Here is a 20074-nt window from a genome sequence, read left to right on the forward strand (position 1 = left end):
TGGCTCATTCAGCAATGATGTGACTGATCCACCGCCATCGCGAGCAGGCTCACTCCTACAGGGGATTGTGGGGAGTCAGTGGGATGTTTGATCTACAGCAATATCCGCCCACCCCGGCAGCGATATTCTGAAATGGCTGAAAACAGCCGTGCTGTGCGCACGTCACAGGCCTTGAGGCCAAGGTGGCGACAAATGAACAAAAAACGCATTGTCTGGAAGAGCATTCTTCTGGGCCTTCCGTGTGTCTTGCTTCCGGTCCTTTTGATGGGTTACGTCGCCTGGGTGTTGAATCTGGCGGCGGCGCAGCAACGGCTGGAGACCCTCGCCGCCGTGGCGTCCAGCCGCGCCAACGGCACCTTCACTGAAGCGGCCGGGGCGCTGAAGAGCATTGCCGGTTCGACCCTCGCCCCGTGCACGCCCGAGAGCATCGACGAGATGCGCCTGCTGACCATCAATACCCTGTCGGTGAAGTCCATCGGTTACGTCGAAGAGGAAATCTACGCCTGCGGTTCGTGGGGCGCGGTCGGCCAGCATGCGGCGCCGTGGCAGGAGGATTTCATCACCGCTGACGGCGTGCGCGTGTCCCTCGGTGTGCAGTCGCGCATCGTTGCGGCGAAGCCGATGATGGCCCTGCAATACGCCGCGTTCAATGTGCTGGTCGATCCGCAGCAGTTCCTGCATGTAACCCTCGAAGAGGATCTGCACCTGGCCGTCGGCACCGCTGCCGGGCAATTGGTCAGTGCTTCACGCCCCGGCGCCGAACACTTCCTCGCGCGCGTGCATTCCGGCCCGCACTCGGGGCTCGACGACGGTTACCTCTACACCCTCGTGCACAGCGGCGACTGGGTGGCGATTGCCGCGTTGTCGCGCCATGAACTGATGCAGGGCCTGATCCGCCGGGAGCTGCTGATGCTGCCCATCGGCGGTTTGCTCGCCGGCCTGCTGGTGATGCTGATTGTGCGCCGCACGCGCCAACGCCTGTCGCCGCTGGCCGAATTGCAATTGGCGGTGAAAAACCGCGAATTCGTCGTTCACTACCAACCGATCATGCGCCTGAGCGATGGCGCCTGCGTCGGCGCCGAGGCGTTGGTGCGCTGGCAGCACCCGGACGGCACGCGGGTCTGCCCGGATGCGTTCATTCCGCTGGCCGAACACAGTGGCTTGATTATGCCGATCACCGATCAAGTCATCGACAACGTCATGCACGACCTCGGCCCGCTGCTGGTCAAGGAGCGCAGCCTGCACGTGGCGATCAATCTGGCAGCGAAGGACGTGAGCAGCGGCCGCTTTCTGCCGAAACTGGAAGCCGCATTGCGCCGAGCCGACGTACAACAACAGCAAATCTGGCTGGAAGCCACCGAGCGCGGTTTCGTCGAGATAGACGCCGCACGCGCCACGGTAAACCACGCCCGCGAGCTGGGTTATCGGGCCGCCATCGACGACTTCGGCACCGGATTTTCCAGCCTGCAGCATCTGCAGCAATTGCCGCTGGACGTGCTGAAGATCGACAAATCCTTCGTCGACAACATCGACCAAGACGCCGCGACCGGCACCGTGACCGGCCATATCATCGCCATGGCCAAGAGCCTGCGTTTGCAGATCGTCGCCGAGGGCATCGAGACCGAAGCCCAGCGCGATTACCTGCGTGATCACGGCGTGCATTTCGGTCAGGGTTGGCTGTTTGGCAGAGCGATGCCGGCGGAGGAGTTTTTACGGTTCTACGCAGAGCGCGAGAACGTCGCTGCTGAACGCGATGCCATCGAGGCTTAAGCGTCCAGCAGCGAAGTGCCAGGGTCAGTTGGTGCGGCTGACCACGCGAATGTCCGTCAGCCCTACCCGCTCGGCCTGTTCAAGAATCTGTTCCGGGGTGGCATCGGCGGTGGGCATGACCAGACTGTTTTCGGCGTCGCCCAGGTGCAATTCCAGCACATGCATGGCGGCTTCATGAGCGGCCAGTTGCGGCTCTTTGAGTTCGAGCAGGAACGTGCGTGGCTCGCCGTTGAATTTGTATTCGATGTCGTAGGTGTACATGGTGTTATCCGCGTCAGTGAATAGGGACTGAACATCCTGACGCTCCGGTCAGAATTTTAGTTCCCGCTGAATGCCGACGCGGGTCGATTTCATTTTCCCTGCAAACTTTTCGCGCGCCGGGGCGTCCCTTGCTTAACACTCCCAACCGGCTGAACGCAGCCAAGGACCGGCGATGACCTTTTTCATTTTTCTTCTGGCCTGCGCCGCAGCGGCGACCACTGGCGTCATGTTCAAACCAGGGCCGTGGTATGAAGGGCTGAACAAACCCGGTTTCACCCCGCCCAACTGGGCGTTTCCTGTGGCGTGGACGATTATCTATCTGTTGCTGGCCTGGGCCGGTTATCGCTTGAGTCTGATCCCCGGCAGTCAGACCGTGTTGGCGCTGTGGGCGGCGCAGATTGCCTTGAACACGCTGTGGACGCCGGTGTTCTTTGGCGCGCATCAGGTGTTGGCGGCGATGGTGATTCTGCTGTTGCTGTGGCTGGTGGTCGCGGCGATGGTGGTGCTGGCGCTGCAACTGGACTTGGTCACCGGGCTGATTCTTTTCCCGTATCTGGCGTGGCTGTGCGTCGCGGCTGCGTTGAATTTCTCCATCTTGCTGAAGAACCGCACATGACCGATGCGAATTGGGGCAAGGAAGCGCCGTGGCCGCAGGGCGAACGCGAGCTGGCGCAGGTGCGCGCCTTCAACCGGAAACTCGCCTGGCTGCCGCGTTTCAAGATCCGCAATCGCCTTACGCCGCGTTTGATTCAGGCGCTGCTGCGCGTCGGGCAGATCGGCGGCGACAACAAGTTGCGCCAACACGGGCTGACCGCTGAAAGCAGAACGATGGGCGCCGTGCCGGTGCGAATCATCCGCCCTCAAGGCCCGTCGAAAGGCGTGGTGCTGGATTTTCACGGTGGCGGCTGGGTGATTGGCAATGCGCAGATGGACGACAATTTCAACGTCGCCATCGTCAAAACCTGCAACGTCACCGTGGTCTCGGTCGATTACCGCTTGGCAGTGTCGACGCCGATTCAAGGCCTGTTGGAAGACTGTTTGAACGCAACTCGCGCGGTATTGAGCGATGCCGAGTTTCAAGGTTTGCCGGTGGTGGTGGTCGGCGAATCAGCGGGCGGTCACCTCGCCGCAGCGACGTTACTGGCGCTGAAACAGTGGCCCGAAATGCTGCAACGCATCCATGGCGCGCTGTTGTATTACGGCGTCTACGACCTGACCGGCACGCCCAGCGTACGCAACGCACCGCCTGACACGCTGGTGCTCGACGGCCCCGGCATGGTCGAAGCGCTGCGCCTGCTCACGCTGGGGCTGACCGATGAACAACGCCGCGAGCCCACTTTGTCGCCGCTCTACGGCGACTTCAGCGGTTTGCCACCGGCGCTGCTGTTTGCCGGTGAACTTGATCCGCTGCGCGACGACACGTTGATGATCGCCGAACGCTGGCGGCCATCAGCCCCGGTCGAGGTCTACACGCTGCCCGCCTCGCCCCACGGTTTCATCCACTTCCCCACGGCCATGGCGCAGAGCGTGCTCGCGTACAGCCGTGAGTGGATTTCGGCGCGCATCGAAACGTCGGTGGCAGTTACTCGTTCATATCCTTGATCAGGTACTGGTTGGCGATTTGCGAAACGCCGGTCAATGCCGTGCGCAGCAACTCCGGTTCGGTGCGGTAGCGCAGCGGCTCGTAACCGTAGGTGTTGGCGCCGTTGAACGGGGTGATTGCCTCGCTGCGCTGCCAGATCAATTCATCGCCGCGCTTCAATGCAGCGGTGACGTTGATAGTCGGGTAGACCACGCTGCTGAAACCCTGGGTCAGCGAGAAACCCCAATTGTTCACGGCCAGATCAATCTGCGCATCGGCGGGTTCGTTATCACCGACAATCTTGAAACGCCCGGACGCAACCAGTTGTTCCTCGAAGCTCTTTTTCACCACTTCGGCCAGGTTAATGTTGGCCGTTTCCATGTTGTAGACGATGGCATCGGTAGTCGACATCGACGCCAGATCGCCAGCCTTCAGGCCAGCAGCAAAACCGACCCCACCCAACGCTGCAGTCGCCGCTTTCGAGGCGCCTGAAGCCAGACCGATTCCGGTGCCGACGCCAGCACCAACGGCGGCGCTCCATGCCTGCTCGCGGCCCATGTAGGTGATCGCTTTCGGATCCCAGGTCGCCGGCATCACTTTCACCGTGTGGATCTGGGTGCGGTATTCGGGTTTGAATTTCTGGTTGGTGCAGCCGGCCATGACCAGCATTGCGAACATCAGGACAGCAATCTTCTTCATAAAGCGCTCACGACAGCAAATGGATTGGCATCTGTATCGTCAGCCTGGAGAAATTCTAAAGTGCCATCATGTGGTGCCTACCCGAAGGCAAGCAGCACGGCGTGGTTCAAGTGCCGCTTTTGACCTTGCTCCACACCCGCGTGCGCACCCGTTCGATTTTCAGCGGCAACGGCTGCGACGGGAACAGCGTGGCCAGGGTCGAGGCCGGTGGGTAGACGTCCGGGTTAGTCCTGAGTTTTTCATCGACAAACGCCAGCGCGCTCTTGTTGCCGTTGGGGTAGCCGAGGTAGTTGGAGCTTTTCGCGATCACGTCGGGGCGCATCATGTAGTTGATGAATTGCATGCCCTGCTGCGGGTGCGGGGCGTCCTTGAGCAACACCAGCGTTTCCATCCACACCGACGAACCTTCACGCGGGATGCGATACGCCAGGTTGCGGCCGTTCTTGGCGCGCTCGGCGTTGGTCTTCGCATCGAACACCCCGCCGGACCACGCCACCACCGCGCAGATGTTGCCGTTGGCCAGGTCGGTGATGAACCGCGACGAATCGAAATAGGTGATGTACGGGCGGATTTTCAGCATCAAGGCTTCGGCTTTGGCGTAGTCATCCGGGTTGGTGCTGTCGGGCGGCAAGCCGAGGTAGTGCAACGCAATCGGGATGATCTCGCCGGGCGAATCGAGCATCGCCACGCCGCACTGGCTGAGCTTTTTGATGTTTTCTTCTTTGAAGATCAGGTCCCAGGAATCCGTTGGCGCTTCGTCGCCGAAGATCTTCTTGATCTGATCGACGTCGTAACCAATCCCGGTGGTGCCCCACAGGTACGGAATCGAATAGCGGTTGCCGGGATCGTTCTGCGCCACTTTGGCGAGAATGTCGGGGTCAAGATTGCTGCGGTTGCTCAACTGAGTGTTGTCGAGTTCCTCAAGCACGCCGGCCTTGATCAGGTTGGGCAGCGCGCTGTTGGTCACCACGACCACGTCGTAGCCACTGCGCCCGACCATCAACTTGCTTTGCATGACTTCGGCGCTGTCGAAGGTGTCGAGCACCATCGGTGTGCCGGTTTCCTTTTCGAAATCTTTCGGTGCCTCGGGGGCGATGAAGTCGTACCAGTTGTAGAAATTCACCGTGGCCGGCTGTGCCCAACTGACGGCCGCGGCCAACCCGCAAACGGTGAACACGCCGAGGTGCAGCAAACGCTTGAGTGTCATGGGAAACTCCTGGCGGATCGGCCTCAATGGGCCGTGCGCCGCAATAGTGTTGTTGTGCGAAACCGCAAGGCTCAGGGGATCAGCAGCGTTCGGCGACCGTCCGGGTGTTCAGTGATTTGCGCGGCGAGCTGCAAGCGTTTTTCGGCGCGATAGTCATACAGTGCGCGGGCCGGGGCGATTTGCGCGAGGTCCAGGTCGACGACATGTCGGCACGCCTCTGCGCCGGCCTCGAACAGGCGCTGACCGAACGGATCGACCACCGTGCTGCCGCCAGCGAACACTTCACCGACGCCCTCGCCCACCCGATTGACCATCACCGCGAACAGCTGATTTTCCTGCGCCCTGGCGGCGACGGCGGTGTGATGCACGTGGCCGTAAGGCTGCATGTTGCCGTCGGTAATCAGGATCAGTTCAGCACCGAGCGCGGCCAGGGCGCAGGCGTTTTCCGGGAACTCGATGTCGTAGCAGATCAACAGACCGATGCGCACGCCGCGCCATTGCACCGTGGTGAAACGGTCGCCGGGCAGCACCAGACCGGGTTCGCCGACCCACAGGTGGGTCTTGCGATAGCGCAGGGTCACGCCGCTTTCAGGGGTGATGAACAGCGTGGTGTTGTAAAAGCGTTCGCCATCACGCTCGATCAGGCCGACCACCACCGCGACGTCATGCTCGCGGGCGGCGGCGCAAAGGGTTTCAACACAATCGCCATCAACCGGTTCGGCGCACTGGGCAATGTTGTCGTGGTCGAGAAAACCGGTGAGATACGCTTCGGGAAACACCACGATATCGCTGCCCGGCGCACACTCACCGATGGCGCGCAGGACGCGCTCCAGGTTGTCAGCGGTGTCGCCATCGCGACCCGCCAGCTGTACGAGTTCCAGTTTCATTGTCAGACCTTTCGGAAAAATAGCGTCCTGGCCAGGAAGCAGACGGCTTTGTCAAAGGCCTGACAAGTATGCGGGTCGTGGCAAAACTTCCTATCACGCTGAGTGAGTACCCCCAAAGGGGTAGAGGGCGGCCAGCGGCATCAAGGGGTATTCAACCTTCTTATAACGCTGCGCGAGCCTTGGGGTTTGTTTGGAAAGCGCTATACCCAGTCTTCACAGGGAAAGCGGCCATTGCGTATGGCCTTTCAAAACTGACCACTCAGGAGCCAGCCCATGAAAGAATTCACCGCCACCAATCCGGATTACGACAAGCACGTGCAGATGGCCGTGCTGAGCATGCCGGCGGCCAGATTGCTGGGGTTCAAATTCAATTACCTGAAGCCTGGGCATTGCGAGATCGAGCAAGTCACCCGCAAGGAACTGACCCAGCACAACGGCTATTTTCAGGGCGGGATCATCGGGGCGCTGGCGGATTTCGCCGGTGGCTCGGCGGCGGGCACGTTGCTGCCGCCCGGCTGGATCAACATGACCACCGATTTCACGGTCAAGTTGATCGCGCCGGCAGACGGCGAAACGCTGCTCGCCAGAGGGCGGGTGATTGATGCGTCGACCCACACCACGGTGGCCGCGGCGGATTTGTATGCGGTCAAGCAAGGCCGCGAAACCCTCTGCGCCACCTCGCTGGTGACCCTGCGCAACCTTGCCCTTAAAGGTTGAGCATCACAGGGATTGCGCGGCCACCCACTTGCGGTACTGGCGGGTGCGCAATGCCGTGCCGATCTGCTGCATGATCAGCGCACGCAGCGGCGAAACGTTCGGGTCTGTCTGCCGGGCCTGACTGAGCTTGCGCAGCTGAAACTTGACCACCGCCATGTTGGCCAGCGACGCCATGGCTTTGTTCTTCCAGGTGATCGGCGGCAGTTCGGGGGCACTGTCGCGGCCTTGCAGCCAGTCGCGCGGCAGATTGGGATCGATGGCCAGCGCCGTGCCGATGCCGACCATGTCCACGCCACTCTGCACGACCATTTCCGCAATCGGGCGGCGGCGCACGCCACCGGTGACCATCACCGGCATCTTCGCGACTTTCTGGATGTCACGGGCGAACTCGACGAAATACGCCTCGCGGGCCAAGGTGCGACCGTCGCGGGCCTCGCCCTGCATCGCCGGCGCTTCGTAGCTGCCGCCGGACAACTCGACCAGATCGACGCCCAGATCATTGAGCAACTCGACCACTTGCCGCGCGTCCTCGGCACTGAAGCCGCCGCGCTGGAAGTCCGCCGAGTTGAGCTTTACCGCCACGGCAAACTGCGCAGAAACCACGGCGCGCACAGCCTTGACGATGTCCAGCAACAGCCGCGCGCGGTTGGCCAGCGAACCGCCCCACTCGTCCGTGCGCTGATTGGTCAGCGGCGACAGGAACTGGCTCAACAGATAACCATGGGCGGCGTGGATTTCCACCCCGGTAAACCCCGCCTGTTCACCGATTTGCGCGGTGCGGGCGAAGCGCTGGACAACATCGGCGATCACTTCTGTGGTCATCGCGTGGGGCGTGGTGAAGTGTTTGGACAGGCTGCCCAAGTTCAGCGGCACCGCCGACGGCGCCCAGGTTTTCTGCCCGAGATTGGCTTGCATCTGCCGGCCAGGATGATTGATCTGTAGCCAGAATTGCGCCCCGCCAGCGCGACCGACCTGGGCCCAGCGCTTGAACTTGGCCAGTTGCCGATCGTCTTGCAGCACCACGCCGCCGGGCCCGGTCATCGCCCGGCCATCGACCATCACGTTGCCGGTAATCAGCAGACCGGCACCGCCGTCGGCCCAGGCTTGATACAGACGCAGCAGCTCGGCGGACGGCGCCTGATCGGCGTCGGCCATGTTCTCTTCCATGGCGGCTTTGGCGATGCGGTTTTTGATGCTCGAACCGTTGGGGAGCAGCAAGTTGTCGAACACGTTCATGAGGAGTCCTCGATTGGGCGTGGGACAACCATAAGATTAAAGCCAACTTTAAGGTCAAGGGCTTTTTACCGAGTCCGCTTATTTCGCCGTGACGCCCTTCTCTTGGCGCATCTGGTTGATCAGCAATTGCGCGTTGTCCGCACAACCGACATCGGCGGGTTTGCTCTCGATGCCCTGGATGACCCGCAGCAACTGCGCCTTGTTGTGCGCCAGGCGTTGCTGGAGGATTTCGATTTCTTCGACTTTGCGCTTGAGCGCGATCAGCATCGATTCCTGCTGCCAGTCCTGCGCGTTCACCGGCAGCAACTGGCGGATTTCTTCCAGCGAGAACCCCGCCGACTGTGCGCCAGTGATGATCTGCAGAATCCATTCGGTTTCCGGCGCGTAATCCCGATAACCATTGGCCTTGCGCCCGACCGATTTGATCAGACCGCTGGCCTCGTAAAAGCGGATACGCGAAGGCGCCAACCCGCTGAGTTTTGCCAGTTCACCGATTTTCATGTTCCACCCAAGCAGCGATTGACCCTGAAGCGGACTTTAAACCTTCACTGGCCGGACGACCAACTCTGAGAAATCATGAACTCTGTGCAACCACAGAAACTGTGGGAGCTGGCCCTGCTAGCGATTCGGCTAGTCCAAGCAACATCTTCACAACCTGACCCACCGCCATCGCTGGCAAGCCAGCTCCCACAAGTTTTGCGAAATGCCATCCACCCCAGCCACACCAAAAATCCCTGTGGGAGCTGGCTTGCCAGCGATTTGGCCAGCACAGCCAACATCTCCATCACTGCCCCACCGCCATCGCCAGCACAGCCAACATCTCCATCAATGAACCACCGCCATGGCTGGCAAGCCAGCTCCCACAAGTTTTGCGAAATCCCACCCACCCCAACCACACCAAAAATCCTTGTGGGAGCTAGCCCTGCTAGCGATTTGGCCAGCACAGCCAACATCTCCATCCACTGACCCACCGCCATCGCCAGCAGGGCTGGCTCCCACAGTTTTTGCGAAATGCCACCCACCCCAGCCACACCCAAGCACCCCTGTGGGATCTAGCCATGCTAGTGATTCGGCTAGTCCAAGCAACATCTTCACTACCTGACCCACCGCCATCGCTGGCAAGCCAGCTCCCACAAGTTTTGCGAAATGCCACCCACCCCAGCCACACCATAAATCCTTGTGGGAGCTAGCCTGCTAGCGATTTGGCCAGCACCAACAACATCTCCATCACTCACCCACCGCTATCGCTGGCAAGCCACCTCCACTGCTTTTGCGAAATGCCACCCACCCCAGCCACACCAAAAACCCCTGTGGGAGCTAGCCCTGCTAGCGATTTGGCCAGCACCAACAACATCTCCATTCACTGACCCACCGCTATCGCTGGCAAGCCAGCTCCCACAGTTTTTTTCGAAACCCCACCCACCCCAGCCACACCAAAAACCCCTGTGGCAGCTAGCCCTGCTAGCGATTCGGCCAGCACCAACAACATCTCCATCCACTGACCCACCGCCATCGCTGGCAAGCCAGCCCCCACAGTTTTCCGCGAAATCCCACCCACCCCAGCCACACCCAAGCACCCTGTGGGAGCTAGCCCTGCTAGCGATTGGGTCAGCACCAACAACATCTCCATCCACTGACCCACCGCCATCGCTGGCAAGCCAGCTCCCACAGTTTTTGCGAAATGCCACCCACCCCAGCCACACCATAAATCCTTGTGGGAGCTAGCCCTGCTAGCGATTGGGTCAGCACCAACAACATCTCCATTCACTGACCCACCGCCATCGCTGGCAAGCCAGCTCCCACAGTTTTTGCGAAATCCCACCCACCCCAGCCACACCAAAAATCCCTGTGGGAGCTGGCTTGCCAGCGATTTGGCCAGCACCAACAACATCTCCACTCACTGACCCACCGCCATCGCCAGCAGGGCTGGCTCCCACAGTTTCCGCGAAATCCCACCCACCCCAGCCACACCAAAAATCCCTGTGGGAGCTAGCCCTGCTAGCGATTTGGCCACCACCAACAACATCTCCATTCACTGACCCACCGCTATCGCTGGCAAGCCAGCTCCCACAGTTTTTGCGAAATGCCACCCATCCCAGCCACACCAAAAATCCCTGTGGGAGCTGGCTTGCCAGCGATTTGGCCAGCACAGCCAACATCTCCATCACTGACCCACCGCTATCGCTGGCAAGCCAGCTCCCACAGTTTTCCCCGAAATGCCACCAACCTCAGCCACACCACGCCCCCCTGTGGAAGTCTGCAGCCAGGCAAGTTGACGAACGGTCTGTCGGATGTTCAGATGCCGGCCTGTTTCAGGTGCCCCCTGCCGCCGTGCTTGGGGTGAAACGGGAAACCGGTAGGTTCTTTTTGAACGAGTCCGGTGCTGCCCCCGCAACGGTATGCGCGTGATGCTTTCGATACACCACTGTGGCCAGACGGCCATGGGAAGGTGAAAGCCTCGATACGCGCGAGCCCGGAGACCGGCCTGGAATTTCGTTTGGCAAAATCCTGCGGTGGGCGGGCATGGGCCGGTGTCGGCGTGTGCGCGATGCCTTCTCTTGCATGCTCTTCTGCGAAGATCCTTTTCGAGAAGACAATGATTCGACCTTTCTACACCTCTGCTCCGACCCTCTTGTTCAGCTGCCTGTTCAGCCCGGTTCTGTTGGCCGATGACGCGCCGCTGGAACTCAATCAGCAAATCGTTTCCGCGCCGTCGGTGGAGTCCACTACCGTCGCTGACATGGCGCACTACGGCAGCAAAGTCGAGATCGTTACGCGCGAGCAGATCGAACGCGCCGGGCCCAGTGCCGACGTCAGCCGCGTGATGCAGATGTTCATTCCCGGCCTGTACGTCGCGCCGAAAAACGGCCCGTTCGACTACGGCACCTATTCACTGCTAGGTGGGCGCAATGACGACACGCTGATCCTGCTCGACGGCGTGCGCCTGAATAACCGGCTGTACGGCGGCCTCTATCTCGACACCCTGCCAGCCAACGCCATCGAACGCATCGAAGTGCTCAAGGGTGGGCAAAGCCTGTTGTTCGGCACGCAAGCCGTCTCCGGTGTGATCAACATCGTCACCCGCAGCCCGCAGTCGCGCAAAGCCGCCGGTGAGGTGAACGTCGGTGTCGATACGTTTGGCGGCACCACTGAAGATGCACGGGTCGAGAACATTTTCAGCAATGGCTTCGGCGATCTCGGGTTGCTGGCGTACGTCAGCCACAACGTCTCCGATGGCTACCAGCCCTATCGCAACAGCGAGATGAAAAACGTCACCGAAAAGAATCGCGCCTACGAAGTCACCACGTTTGGCGGCAAGGCAATTCAGTCGTTCGGCGATGATTCGCGCCTGGAATTGTTCTACCAGTACGCCGACGCCAACCTCGATTTCGCCCGCCCGGTCGACAACCACACAACCACCAACGACCGCGTACAGCAGATCGCCACGGCGACCTTCGAACAGAACGTCAACGAACGCCTGAGCTACTTCGTCAAAGGCCACATCAACGACTGGGACACGCGCTACACCCGCGTCAACAACGTCGAGGGCGGTGGCACTAAAGTCATCAACCACAACGACTATTGGGGTTTCACCGATTGGGGCGTGCAGGCCGAAGGCAAGGCTGAATTGTCCGGCGGGCATGTGCTGGTGTTCGGCACCGACAACCAATGGTTCAAGGGTCAGGACGATGTGCTGATCATCGACAACGACAAGGCCGAAGCCCACGCCGTGTACACCCAATTGCGCCCGCAAATCGACGCCCTGCCCGACTGGCACCCGAGCATCGGCATCCGCCACGAAGCCATGGGCGGCGGCGACAGTGCCACGGTCGGCATGCTCACTTCGCTGTACGACCTCAACGACAACTGGGCCCTGCGCGGCCAATACGGCACGGCGTACAAACTGCCAAACGCCGAGCAATTGTTCGTCAACGAACCGGGCGACGAGATCGGCAATCGCAACCTCAAACCGGAGAAAAGCCGCAACGCCGAACTCGGCGTTGACTACAAAGGCTTGCTGCTAGAGCGTGAATTCAGCGCCAGCCTGACCCTGTTCAAGCGCAAGATCGACGACCTGATTACCCTCGACGACGTGCAGTGGGTCAACGGCGACGGCCAGATCCAGATGCGCGGTTTCGAGGCGGACGCCAAACTCGCGCTCAACGATCAGTGGAGCCTGCAAGCGGACATGACCCGCAACCTCACCGAGTCCCGCGCTGGCGTCACGATCAATGACATTCCGAGCTTCTTCGCCCGCTCGCGGGTTGGCTACGAGTCGGAAAACCGTATGTGGGGCGCCGGCGGTGCGATCCGCTATATCCGCGATGTGATCAGCTCGAAACAGGTCGAGTACGGCCATTATTCGGTGGTCGATGCCGACGCCTATCGCTACCTCGACAGCGCCCACCAACATCGCGTGAGCCTGTTGGTCGAGAACCTGTTCGACCGCGATTACGTCACCAGCCGTTCGAGCAACGTCGACAACCTCGGTCGGCCGTTCACCTCCGAAGTGCGCTACACGTACCGCTTCTGATGAGTGAAATCATCCAGGTCGACGGCGTCGACACGCACCCGGACTGGTCGCGCGTGCCCGAGCATGCGCGCCACGTATTCATCTGCACCGGCCCGCGCTGCACCCAGCGCGGCGCCCAGCAGTTATGGAAAACCTTGCGCCGGCATCTGCTGGCGCACGATCGCATCGAGACGCCCGACGGCGTGTTGCTGACCCGCACGCACTGTCAGTTTCCGTGCAATCTCGGGCCGGTGCTGACGGTGTATCCCGAACGGTGCTGGTATGGCGTGCACAGCCATGACGATGTACAGCGGCTGGTCGAAAAGCATCTGCTCGGCGGCGAAGTGGTCGCCGACCTGCTGATCAAGGTTCGACCATGAGAGCACTCATATATGGGCTGGGCGCCCTGCTCTGTTCATCGCCGGTGCTTGCCAACAGTTACCGCAACTGCGGGGAAAACTGGCGCGCCGCGCAACCTTCGCGCATCGTCGCGCTCAACCAGCATGCCGCCGATCTGGTGCTGGCGTTGGGCGCTGGTTCGTCTCTGGTCGGCGTGGCCTATCTGGATGACACCGAGGCCGGTCAGCGGCCATCGGCGTATTTCGGCGTGCCGGTGATTGCGCGGCAATACCCGGCCAGCGAAGTGCTGTATGCGCAAAAGCCGGATCTGGTGATCGGCGGGTTTGCCACGGCGTTTGGTGATGGCGTGACCTCACGTTCGGGGCTGGCGCGCAACGGCGTCGGATCGTATCTGCTTGAATCCGCCTGCAACGGGCATTCGCTGGATTACTTCGGCCATGTGCGCAATGACTTGCTGACCCTCGGCAAACTACTGCACAAACAGCCACAGGCGCGGCAATTGAGCGAAGCGATGGACGCCGATCTGGCCCGCGCCCGCGCACTGGCCAAGCCCGGCAAACCGCTGTCAGTGTTCTACCTCGACAGTGAAGTCAAAGGTCTGGATTCGGAAGGCTCGCGCGGTTTCGTCACCACACTGTTGGCCGCCGCCGGTGCGCGCAATGTGTTTGCCGACATCAACCAGTATCGCGTCACGGTCAGCCGCGAAACCCTGCTGGTCAGTGACCCCGACGTGATTCTGTTGGCCGACGCCGACTGGTCACCCGCCAGCCGCAAACGTTACCTGCTGAGCAACGATCCGGTGCTCTCGCAACTGCGCGCCGTGCGCGAAAACCGCTTGGTCGACATTCCCTTCACCCACCTGCTGCCCACCGTCAATAGCGGCCGCGTGGCCCTCGACCTGGCCCGGCAGCTCAATGCGCTGGATAAAAAGAAATGAACCCGCCGCCGCTCACACCACCTAATGCACAGACCAACAGGAGGTAGCCAATGCAAATCGAAACCGTGTGGATCGTACTGGCGGCAGTTCTTCTGCTAATCGAACTTTGGGCCATCAATCGGGTGCGCAAGAGCGAAGGGAAATCGAGCAATAAAGGTGTGTGGATCGTGTTGATCGTGTTTGTGCCACTGTTTGGCTTGATTGCCTGGGCGTTGGCGGGGCCGAAGCATATCAATCATCGCTCGGCGTAATGACTGACGGTGCGGGGCTTGCACTCAGCAAAGCCCCGCCCGATCAGGTTATTTAGGCGGGCACCAGGGGCGGCATCTCTTCCATTTGCGCCAGCGGCACATCACTGCTGCCGGGGGTCAGAATGACCTTGCGGCAGTTTTCCTCTTTCTTGTCGAAGATCCGGTAACCCTCGGCGACCTGCTCCAGCGACATCCGATGGGTGATGATTGCCTCGGGCTGCAGCCGCCCGGTCTCGATGTAGTCGAGCAATTGCGGCAAGTAGCGCTGCACATGGGTCTGGCCCATCTTGAAGGTCAGGCCTTTATCAAAGGCATCGCCAAACAGAAATCCATGAATGAACCCCGAGTACACGCCCGGCACGCTGACCACGCCGCCGCGACGCACGGCGGCAATGCATTGGCGCAACGCCTTACCGCTGCTGCCTTCGAGCTTAAGCGTGGCGAGAATGGTTTCCGTGGTGCTGCCCTTGGCTTCGAAGCCCACCGCATCGATCACCGCGTCCACGCCACGACTGCCGGGCGTCTGGCGAATAATGGTGTCCGCCGGGTCATCGTCGTCATCGAAGTTGATTGGAATCACGCCGTAGGTGCGTTGCGCATAATCGAGCCGGTACGGGTGGTGATCGACCATGAAAATCCGCTCGGCGCCGAGCATTTTTGCGCATGCCGCACTGAGCAGTCCGACCGGCCCCGCGCCGTAAATCGCGATGCTTGAGCCCGGTCCAATGCTGGCGTTAGTTACTGCTTGCCAAGCGGTCGGCAGGATGTCGGAGAGGAACAGCACCTTCTCGTCAGACAGCGTCCCCGGCACCTTGAACGGCCCGGTATTGGCCTTGGGCACGCGCACCAGCTCCGCCTGGCCACCGGGAATGCCGCCGTACATACGGCTGTAGCCAAACAACGCTGCGGGCGGCGGAATGATCTTTTTATTCATGGCCCCACCCGGCCCGCTGTTGGTCGTTTCGCAGGCTGCGTACAGCTCTTGCTGGCAGAAAAAACAATCACCGCAGGCAATCACAAACGGAATCACCACCCGGTCACCGCGCTGTACCGCCGTCACCGCCGATCCGGTTTCCTCGACCACGCCCATAAACTCATGGCCGAAAATATCGCCATGCTCGACGGTCGGAATCTTGCCGCGATACAGGTGCAGGTCCGAACCGCAAATCGCCGTGGCGGTCACTCGCAGGATGATGTCGTCGGGCGCTTCGAGTACGGGGTCCGGGACGGTTTCGACTCTGATGTCATGGGCGCCGTGATAGGTCATTGCTCGCATGGTGAGATCCTCATTCGCTTGAGTGAAATGCCTGCTGTTCTCATTACGGCAAAGCAATGCGAAAACGAGTTCAGAAGGCTTTTGCAGATTCGGATCAGCGGCGCCCCGAACGTGGCAAAGCGGTGATCTGCACTGCCGGCAACCCCCTTTTCATGCAGGCTGCACGAAGGCCTTTTGCCCGTGTTCGCGTAAGCCCTTGATCCATAGCGACAGAGCGTCACGGATGAAAATGGCACAACAAATGCGATGGATTGAGAGCATTCACAGCGCCGTGAGACAACGAGCCTGTGTTCACTCCGTGACAGCAGAGGCCACTCAATATGAACGCCATCGACCTTCTCAAAGCCGATCATGCAAAAGTCAAAGACATCCTTAGCCAACTGAGCGACTCGACGGAGCGGGCGCTGAAAAAACGCGTGGAACTGTTGGGCAAACTGGAAATGGAAATCTCGATCCACACCCGCCTGGAAGAGGAAATCCTCTACCCCGCGTTCAAGGAAGCCGGCAGCAAAGAACAGGACATCATGTACTTCGAGGCCAAGGAAGAACACCGCACCGTCGACTCCCTGGTCCTCCCCGATCTGAAACTCACCGACCCAGGCACCCCGGAGTTTTCCGGCCGAGTGAAAGTGGTCAAAGAGCTGCTTGAGCACCATATCGAAGAGGAAGAAACGGAGATGTTCCCGCAAGCGAAAAAGCTGCTGGGCAAGGAAAAACTCGAAGAGCTGGGCCTGCAGATGGAGGCCATGAAAGCCAGCTGCAAGAAGGAAATGGCCGCTGGAAACATGGCGGCGTAACGCTGCAAATCCAATATCGCCCGGCGCTTGCCGGGCTTTTTATGGGCGTAGAACACGTCTTTTGCGCAATGTAGTACCGTTGGCCCGCAGCGGCAGGATTTGGCCGGATTCACGCCAAGGCCCGGTTCGGCTATTTCACCCGTTTCAATGTACAGATTGGCGTAAAAAAGCAACCCAGATGCTTTGGCATCGACGTGAAATATCCCATGGACCCTATCGAATGGTTTGATCCTGCCGACAACACTCTGATGGACAGCGCCAGATTGAAAGAGGCCAGTCCAACCCCTCATTTTTGATGCAAGAGGCTGCACCTATGAGCAACGCCTGGAACGAAGGTTATTTCACCGACGAGGGCTACACCTACAGCTATAGCCGGGAAATCAATCCGGTTTTCCAGCGTTACTGCCTGTTGTTGCGCGGCTACTCCAGTCTGGACAATCCCGACGGCTACCACTGCGAGCTCGGCTTTGGTCAGGGTGTGTCGATCAATATCCACGCCACGGCCAACCCCGCAGCCTTCGTCGGTACGGACTTCCATCCGGGTCAAGCGGCCCATGCCATTGAACTGGCGGAACTCAGCAACAACGGCGCAAAGCTGTATGACGACAGTTTCGAGCAACTGCTGGCGCGCCAGGATTTGCCACAGTTCGACAGCATCAGCCTGCATGGCATCTGGAGTTGGGTCAGCCGTGACAACCACAAACTGATCGTCGAATTTGCCCGCCGCCACCTCAAACCGGGTGGTCATCTGTATGTCAGCTATAACGCTCTGCCGGGGTGGTCGCCTTCGGCGCCGTTGCGCCAACTGTTCAGCCTGCACGACCGTTTTGCCAATCACTCGACGCGCCCGGATCAGCGCATCGATGCCGCGTTGCAGTTTTCCGAGGCGTTGCTGGCGGCCAACCCCAAGTATGCGATTGCCGCGCCGCACTTGGGCGCCAGGTTGAAGACCATCAAAGGCCAGGATCGCCAATACGTCGCCCACGAATATTTCAATCGCGACTGGAACTGCATGTTTTTCGCCGACATGGCCGATGCGTTGGCCCCGGCCAAGCTCGACTACGTCACGACGGCGGTGCCGATGGACTCGGTCGATGCGCTCAATCTGAGCGCCGAAGGCCTGGCCTTTCTCGACGGTATCGAGCATCCGATCATGCGCGAACAAGCGCGTGACTATTTCGTCAACCAGTCCTTCCGTCGCGATCTATATGTGCGCGGTGCCAACCGCCTCAGCGCCGCCGAGCGCCGCTCGCGCATGCTCAAAACCCGATTCATCCTGATGCAGCCGGCAGAAAACGTCGCGTCCAGCGTCACTGGCCCTGCTGGCGAAGCGTCGCTGCAACCGGCAATCTACGGGCCGGTGCTCAATGCACTGGCGGGCCAGACGTATGAAGCCAAAACCCTGCAGCAGTTGCTCGCCGACGTCGCGCCGATGGCTTATGACGATCTCGAGCAAGCCATTGCAATCTTGATCGGCATGGGCGCCGTAGCGCCTTGCCAGAGCGAAGCCGCCGAGGCGCTGGTGTACGAGCGCTGCGCCGCGTTCAACCTGCAACTGTGCAAACGCGCGCTGTTCAACGCCGACATTCAGGTGCTGAGCAGCCCGGTCACCGGCGGTGGCGTCGCGGTCAGCCGCTACCAGCAACTGTTCCTGATTGCGATCCGCCAAGGCAAACAGCACCCGGCGGAATGGGCGCAACTGGTGTGGAGCGTCATCGCCGAACAGAACGAAGTGCTGCTCAAGGACGGCAAACCATTGACCACCGCCGAAGCCAACATCGCCGCGCTGACCGAACAGGCCCAGGCCTTTGCCGAGCAATCGCTGATCGTGCTGAGCGCTTTGAAAATCGTTTGATCGAGGTGGGTGGTGCATGGATGCACCGCCCGCTGCAACCGCCCTCCTCAGCTCATCACTGCACCTTGTACTGCATGAATTTCTCGACCATCTGATCCACCGTAAACGTCGCCGGGCGCTGGCGTGGCGGGAATTGCTGGAAGGTCGCGAGGAATTGCTGCACCCGCGCCATGGCCGGCAGGCCGACGACGCCGACTTTCTTGTCCCACCACTGGTTGTAATTGTTCGAGTCGGTGTCGGCGCGCTCATACGGATCGCGGCGCAGGTTGAATACCTTGGGGATACGCAGTTCGACAAACGGGTCGCGCCAGACGTCGAACTGATGGGCGCGCTGCTCAGCGAACACCAGTTTCCAGTCACCGTCGCGCACGCCAAGCAACTTGCCGTCATCACTGAAATAGTAGAAATCGGTGCGCGGGCCCTTGTCTTCCTGGCCGACGAGATACGGCAGGAAGTTGTAACCGTCCAGATGCACTTTGAAGTTCTTCATGCCGGTCTTGTAGCCTTTGAGCAACTGCTCCTTGACGTCATTGACGCCGGCGACAGCGAGCAAGGTCGGCATCCAGTCCTGGGCGGACATGATCTGGTTGGAAACCGTGTCGGGCTTGATGTGGTTCGGCCAGCGCACGATGGCGGGCACGCGGAAACCGCCCTCCCAGTTGGTGTTCTTTTCCCCGCGGAACGGCGTGACGCCGGCGTCCGGCCACTGATTGAAGTGCACACCGTTGTCGGTCGAATAAATCACGATGGTGTTGTCGGCAACGCCCAGTTCATCGAGTTTCTTCAGCAATTGGCCGACCTGGCCATCGTGTTCGAGCATGCCGTCGTTGTACTCGCCCTGCCCGGACTTGCCCTTCACTTTGTCGCTGATGTGCGTGTAGTAATGCATGCGCGTGGAGTTGTACCAGACAAAGAACGGTTTATCGGCCTTGACCGCTTTGTCCATGAAGTTGGTCGAGGCGGCGAGGAATTCCTCGTCGATAGTCTCCATGCGTTTTTTGGTCAGGGCACCGAGGTCTTCGATCTTGCCGTCGGCGCTGCTGCGAATCACGCCGCGCGGACGGAATCGCTTGTCCATCTCCGGATTCTTGGTCCAGTCCGGGTCTTCCGGGCCTTCTTCGGCGTTGAGGTGATAGAGGTTGCCGAAGAATTCGTCGAAACCATGGTTGGTCGGCAGGTATTCATCGCGATCACCCAAGTGGTTCTTGCCGAACTGGCCAGTGACGTAGCCGAGCGGTTTGAGCAACTCGGCGATGGTCGGATCTTCGGCCTTCAAACCGGTCACGGCGCCGGGAATGCCGACCTTGGTCAGGCCGGTGCGTACTGGATGCTGGCCGGTGATGAAGGCCGCGCGTCCGGCGGTGCAACTCTGTTCGCCGTAATAGTCGGTGAACATCACACCTTCCTTGGCCAGGCTGTCGATGTTGGGTGTCTGGTAGCCCATGATGCCGTTGCTGTAACGGCTGATGTTGGTGATGCCAATGTCATCACCGAAAATGACCAGGATGTTCGGTTTGTCGGCCGCCATCGCCGAGGACAGGCCAGCCGCCAGCAAGGCCAGCACGCCGCACCAGCGCTTGAGCGTTATGCTCGTCGTCATCATCCCCTTACCCCTTTTCTTATAGTTGTTGTGCTTGATCTGCTGTGATATTCAGCGCCTGTAGGCTGCCCTGAGAGGCGCGCCGAAACTTGGCATTTGACGACAGATCTTTGCCATTTGCCGCCA

At 60.2% G+C, this 20074-nt stretch carries 18 protein-coding genes and 1 riboswitch; of the genes, 10 read left to right on the top strand and 8 right to left on the bottom strand.

The annotated features are described in order from the left end of the window. The first annotated feature begins 192 nt into the window (after nt 1-192). Nucleotides 193-1770 (top strand): EAL domain-containing protein, encoded by a 1578-nt coding sequence (locus AC3Y64_RS15985; protein WP_489984419.1) that lies wholly within the window; start codon nt 193-195, stop codon nt 1768-1770. Between the two features lie 24 nt (nt 1771-1794). On the opposite strand, the gene AC3Y64_RS15990 is transcribed toward AC3Y64_RS15985, so the two are convergent. Continuing rightward, nucleotides 1795-2031: a DUF6555 family protein gene (locus AC3Y64_RS15990; protein WP_489984420.1), complete on the bottom strand. Its 237-nt coding sequence runs from the start codon at nt 2029-2031 to the stop codon at nt 1795-1797. A 172-nt stretch (nt 2032-2203) separates the two neighbouring features. Here AC3Y64_RS15990 and tspO point away from each other — a divergent pair, with 172 nt between their 5' ends. Continuing rightward, the gene (tspO, locus tag AC3Y64_RS15995) at nt 2204-2647 is read left to right on the top strand and encodes a tryptophan-rich sensory protein TspO (protein ID WP_489984421.1); all 444 of its coding nucleotides are present in this window, start codon (nt 2204-2206) and stop codon (nt 2645-2647) included. After that, nucleotides 2644-3633 carry an alpha/beta hydrolase gene (locus AC3Y64_RS16000; RefSeq protein ID WP_489984422.1) on the top strand — a complete coding sequence of 330 codons (990 nt, stop codon included), beginning with the start codon at nt 2644-2646 and terminating at the stop codon, nt 3631-3633. Before tspO ends, AC3Y64_RS16000 begins: the two co-directional genes overlap by 4 nt. On the opposite strand, the gene AC3Y64_RS16005 is transcribed toward AC3Y64_RS16000, so the two are convergent. The 3 genes from AC3Y64_RS16005 to AC3Y64_RS16015 form a co-directional block, all read right to left on the bottom strand. Then, on the bottom strand, nt 3614-4312 hold the full coding sequence (locus tag AC3Y64_RS16005) for a hypothetical protein (RefSeq protein WP_489984423.1): 699 nt from the start codon (nt 4310-4312) through the stop codon (nt 3614-3616). The two genes, AC3Y64_RS16000 and AC3Y64_RS16005, sit on opposite strands and share 20 nt — an antisense overlap. Nucleotides 4313-4418: 106 nt before the next feature. Continuing rightward, nucleotides 4419-5519, bottom strand: coding sequence for a polyamine ABC transporter substrate-binding protein (locus tag AC3Y64_RS16010; RefSeq protein ID WP_489984424.1), 1101 nt, complete (start codon nt 5517-5519; stop codon nt 4419-4421). A 71-nt stretch (nt 5520-5590) separates the two neighbouring features. After that, the gene (locus AC3Y64_RS16015) at nt 5591-6406 is read right to left on the bottom strand and encodes a carbon-nitrogen hydrolase family protein (RefSeq protein WP_489984425.1); all 816 of its coding nucleotides are present in this window, start codon (nt 6404-6406) and stop codon (nt 5591-5593) included. 273 nt (nt 6407-6679) lie between these two features. On the opposite strand from AC3Y64_RS16015, the gene AC3Y64_RS16020 reads away from it, so the two are divergent. Then, a complete protein-coding gene (locus tag AC3Y64_RS16020) occupies nt 6680-7123 on the top strand; it encodes a PaaI family thioesterase (protein ID WP_489984426.1) in 444 nt (147 codons plus the stop codon). A gap of 3 nt (nt 7124-7126) precedes the next feature. Here AC3Y64_RS16020 and AC3Y64_RS16025 read toward each other — a convergent pair whose 3' ends face one another. Together AC3Y64_RS16025 and AC3Y64_RS16030 are read right to left on the bottom strand one after the other, a co-directional pair. Beyond that, nucleotides 7127-8359, bottom strand: coding sequence for an NADH:flavin oxidoreductase/NADH oxidase family protein (locus tag AC3Y64_RS16025; RefSeq protein ID WP_489984427.1), 1233 nt, complete (start codon nt 8357-8359; stop codon nt 7127-7129). A 78-nt stretch (nt 8360-8437) separates the two neighbouring features. Beyond that, complete coding sequence (locus tag AC3Y64_RS16030; RefSeq protein ID WP_489984428.1) at nt 8438-8860, bottom strand: MerR family transcriptional regulator; 423 nt, start codon at nt 8858-8860, stop codon at nt 8438-8440. Nucleotides 8861-10656: 1796 nt separating this feature from the next. Further along, nucleotides 10657-10862, top strand: a riboswitch (cobalamin riboswitch). A gap of 93 nt (nt 10863-10955) precedes the next feature. Here AC3Y64_RS16030 and AC3Y64_RS16035 point away from each other — a divergent pair. From AC3Y64_RS16035 to AC3Y64_RS16050, 4 genes are read left to right on the top strand one after another with little or no spacing between them, the layout of a single operon-like run. Further along, nucleotides 10956-12893: a TonB-dependent receptor plug domain-containing protein gene (locus AC3Y64_RS16035; RefSeq protein WP_489984429.1), complete on the top strand. Its 1938-nt coding sequence runs from the start codon at nt 10956-10958 to the stop codon at nt 12891-12893. Next, the gene (locus tag AC3Y64_RS16040) at nt 12893-13252 is read left to right on the top strand and encodes a (2Fe-2S) ferredoxin domain-containing protein (protein WP_489984430.1); all 360 of its coding nucleotides are present in this window, start codon (nt 12893-12895) and stop codon (nt 13250-13252) included. Before AC3Y64_RS16035 ends, AC3Y64_RS16040 begins: the two co-directional genes overlap by 1 nt. Continuing rightward, nucleotides 13249-14169, top strand: coding sequence for an ABC transporter substrate-binding protein (locus AC3Y64_RS16045; protein WP_489984431.1), 921 nt, complete (start codon nt 13249-13251; stop codon nt 14167-14169). Before AC3Y64_RS16040 ends, AC3Y64_RS16045 begins: the two co-directional genes overlap by 4 nt. Before the next feature lie 50 nt (nt 14170-14219). Beyond that, nucleotides 14220-14420 carry a PLDc N-terminal domain-containing protein gene (locus tag AC3Y64_RS16050; RefSeq protein WP_158956497.1) on the top strand — a complete coding sequence of 67 codons (201 nt, stop codon included), beginning with the start codon at nt 14220-14222 and terminating at the stop codon, nt 14418-14420. A 52-nt stretch (nt 14421-14472) separates the two neighbouring features. Here the strand turns inward: AC3Y64_RS16050 and AC3Y64_RS16055 are convergent, their stop codons facing one another. Beyond that, nucleotides 14473-15696 carry a zinc-dependent alcohol dehydrogenase gene (locus AC3Y64_RS16055; RefSeq protein ID WP_489984432.1) on the bottom strand — a complete coding sequence of 408 codons (1224 nt, stop codon included), beginning with the start codon at nt 15694-15696 and terminating at the stop codon, nt 14473-14475. A gap of 320 nt (nt 15697-16016) precedes the next feature. Between AC3Y64_RS16055 and AC3Y64_RS16060 the strand changes: the two genes are divergently transcribed. Together AC3Y64_RS16060 and AC3Y64_RS16065 are read left to right on the top strand one after the other, a co-directional pair. Next, nucleotides 16017-16493, top strand: coding sequence for a PA2171 family ribosome-binding persister protein (locus AC3Y64_RS16060; RefSeq protein ID WP_158956493.1), 477 nt, complete (start codon nt 16017-16019; stop codon nt 16491-16493). A gap of 313 nt (nt 16494-16806) precedes the next feature. Then, nucleotides 16807-18348, top strand: a complete 1542-nt coding sequence (locus AC3Y64_RS16065) for a methyltransferase regulatory domain-containing protein (RefSeq protein ID WP_489984433.1) — start codon at nt 16807-16809, stop codon at nt 18346-18348. Nucleotides 18349-18403: 55 nt separating this feature from the next. On the opposite strand, the gene AC3Y64_RS16070 is transcribed toward AC3Y64_RS16065, so the two are convergent. Next, nucleotides 18404-19948: an arylsulfatase gene (locus tag AC3Y64_RS16070; protein WP_489984434.1), complete on the bottom strand. Its 1545-nt coding sequence runs from the start codon at nt 19946-19948 to the stop codon at nt 18404-18406. Nucleotides 19949-20074 lie beyond the last annotated feature (126 nt).

This window comes from Pseudomonas sp. 4CAES_32.4, from assembly GCF_058136335.1.

What these genes read in the sequence shown, in the direction of transcription:
- AC3Y64_RS16060 (WP_158956493.1), top strand. Translation starts at nt 16,017, where the DNA reads ATGAACGCCATCGACCTTCTCAAAGCCGATCATGCAAAAGTCAAAGAC.
- AC3Y64_RS16030 (WP_489984428.1), bottom strand. Translation starts at nt 8,860, where the DNA reads ATGAAAATCGGTGAACTGGCAAAACTCAGCGGGTTGGCGCCTTCGCGT.
- tspO (WP_489984421.1), top strand. Translation starts at nt 2,204, where the DNA reads ATGACCTTTTTCATTTTTCTTCTGGCCTGCGCCGCAGCGGCGACCACT.
- AC3Y64_RS15990 (WP_489984420.1), bottom strand. Translation starts at nt 2,031, where the DNA reads ATGTACACCTACGACATCGAATACAAATTCAACGGCGAGCCACGCACG.
- AC3Y64_RS16005 (WP_489984423.1), bottom strand. Translation starts at nt 4,312, where the DNA reads ATGAAGAAGATTGCTGTCCTGATGTTCGCAATGCTGGTCATGGCCGGC.
- AC3Y64_RS16070 (WP_489984434.1), bottom strand. Translation starts at nt 19,948, where the DNA reads ATGACGACGAGCATAACGCTCAAGCGCTGGTGCGGCGTGCTGGCCTTG.
- AC3Y64_RS16010 (WP_489984424.1), bottom strand. Translation starts at nt 5,519, where the DNA reads ATGACACTCAAGCGTTTGCTGCACCTCGGCGTGTTCACCGTTTGCGGG.
- AC3Y64_RS15985 (WP_489984419.1), top strand. Translation starts at nt 193, where the DNA reads ATGAACAAAAAACGCATTGTCTGGAAGAGCATTCTTCTGGGCCTTCCG.
- AC3Y64_RS16065 (WP_489984433.1), top strand. Translation starts at nt 16,807, where the DNA reads ATGAGCAACGCCTGGAACGAAGGTTATTTCACCGACGAGGGCTACACC.
- AC3Y64_RS16035 (WP_489984429.1), top strand. Translation starts at nt 10,956, where the DNA reads ATGATTCGACCTTTCTACACCTCTGCTCCGACCCTCTTGTTCAGCTGC.
- AC3Y64_RS16025 (WP_489984427.1), bottom strand. Translation starts at nt 8,359, where the DNA reads ATGAACGTGTTCGACAACTTGCTGCTCCCCAACGGTTCGAGCATCAAA.
- AC3Y64_RS16000 (WP_489984422.1), top strand. Translation starts at nt 2,644, where the DNA reads ATGACCGATGCGAATTGGGGCAAGGAAGCGCCGTGGCCGCAGGGCGAA.
- AC3Y64_RS16045 (WP_489984431.1), top strand. Translation starts at nt 13,249, where the DNA reads ATGAGAGCACTCATATATGGGCTGGGCGCCCTGCTCTGTTCATCGCCG.
- AC3Y64_RS16055 (WP_489984432.1), bottom strand. Translation starts at nt 15,696, where the DNA reads ATGCGAGCAATGACCTATCACGGCGCCCATGACATCAGAGTCGAAACC.
- AC3Y64_RS16020 (WP_489984426.1), top strand. Translation starts at nt 6,680, where the DNA reads ATGAAAGAATTCACCGCCACCAATCCGGATTACGACAAGCACGTGCAG.
- AC3Y64_RS16040 (WP_489984430.1), top strand. Translation starts at nt 12,893, where the DNA reads ATGAGTGAAATCATCCAGGTCGACGGCGTCGACACGCACCCGGACTGG.
- AC3Y64_RS16015 (WP_489984425.1), bottom strand. Translation starts at nt 6,406, where the DNA reads ATGAAACTGGAACTCGTACAGCTGGCGGGTCGCGATGGCGACACCGCT.
- AC3Y64_RS16050 (WP_158956497.1), top strand. Translation starts at nt 14,220, where the DNA reads ATGCAAATCGAAACCGTGTGGATCGTACTGGCGGCAGTTCTTCTGCTA.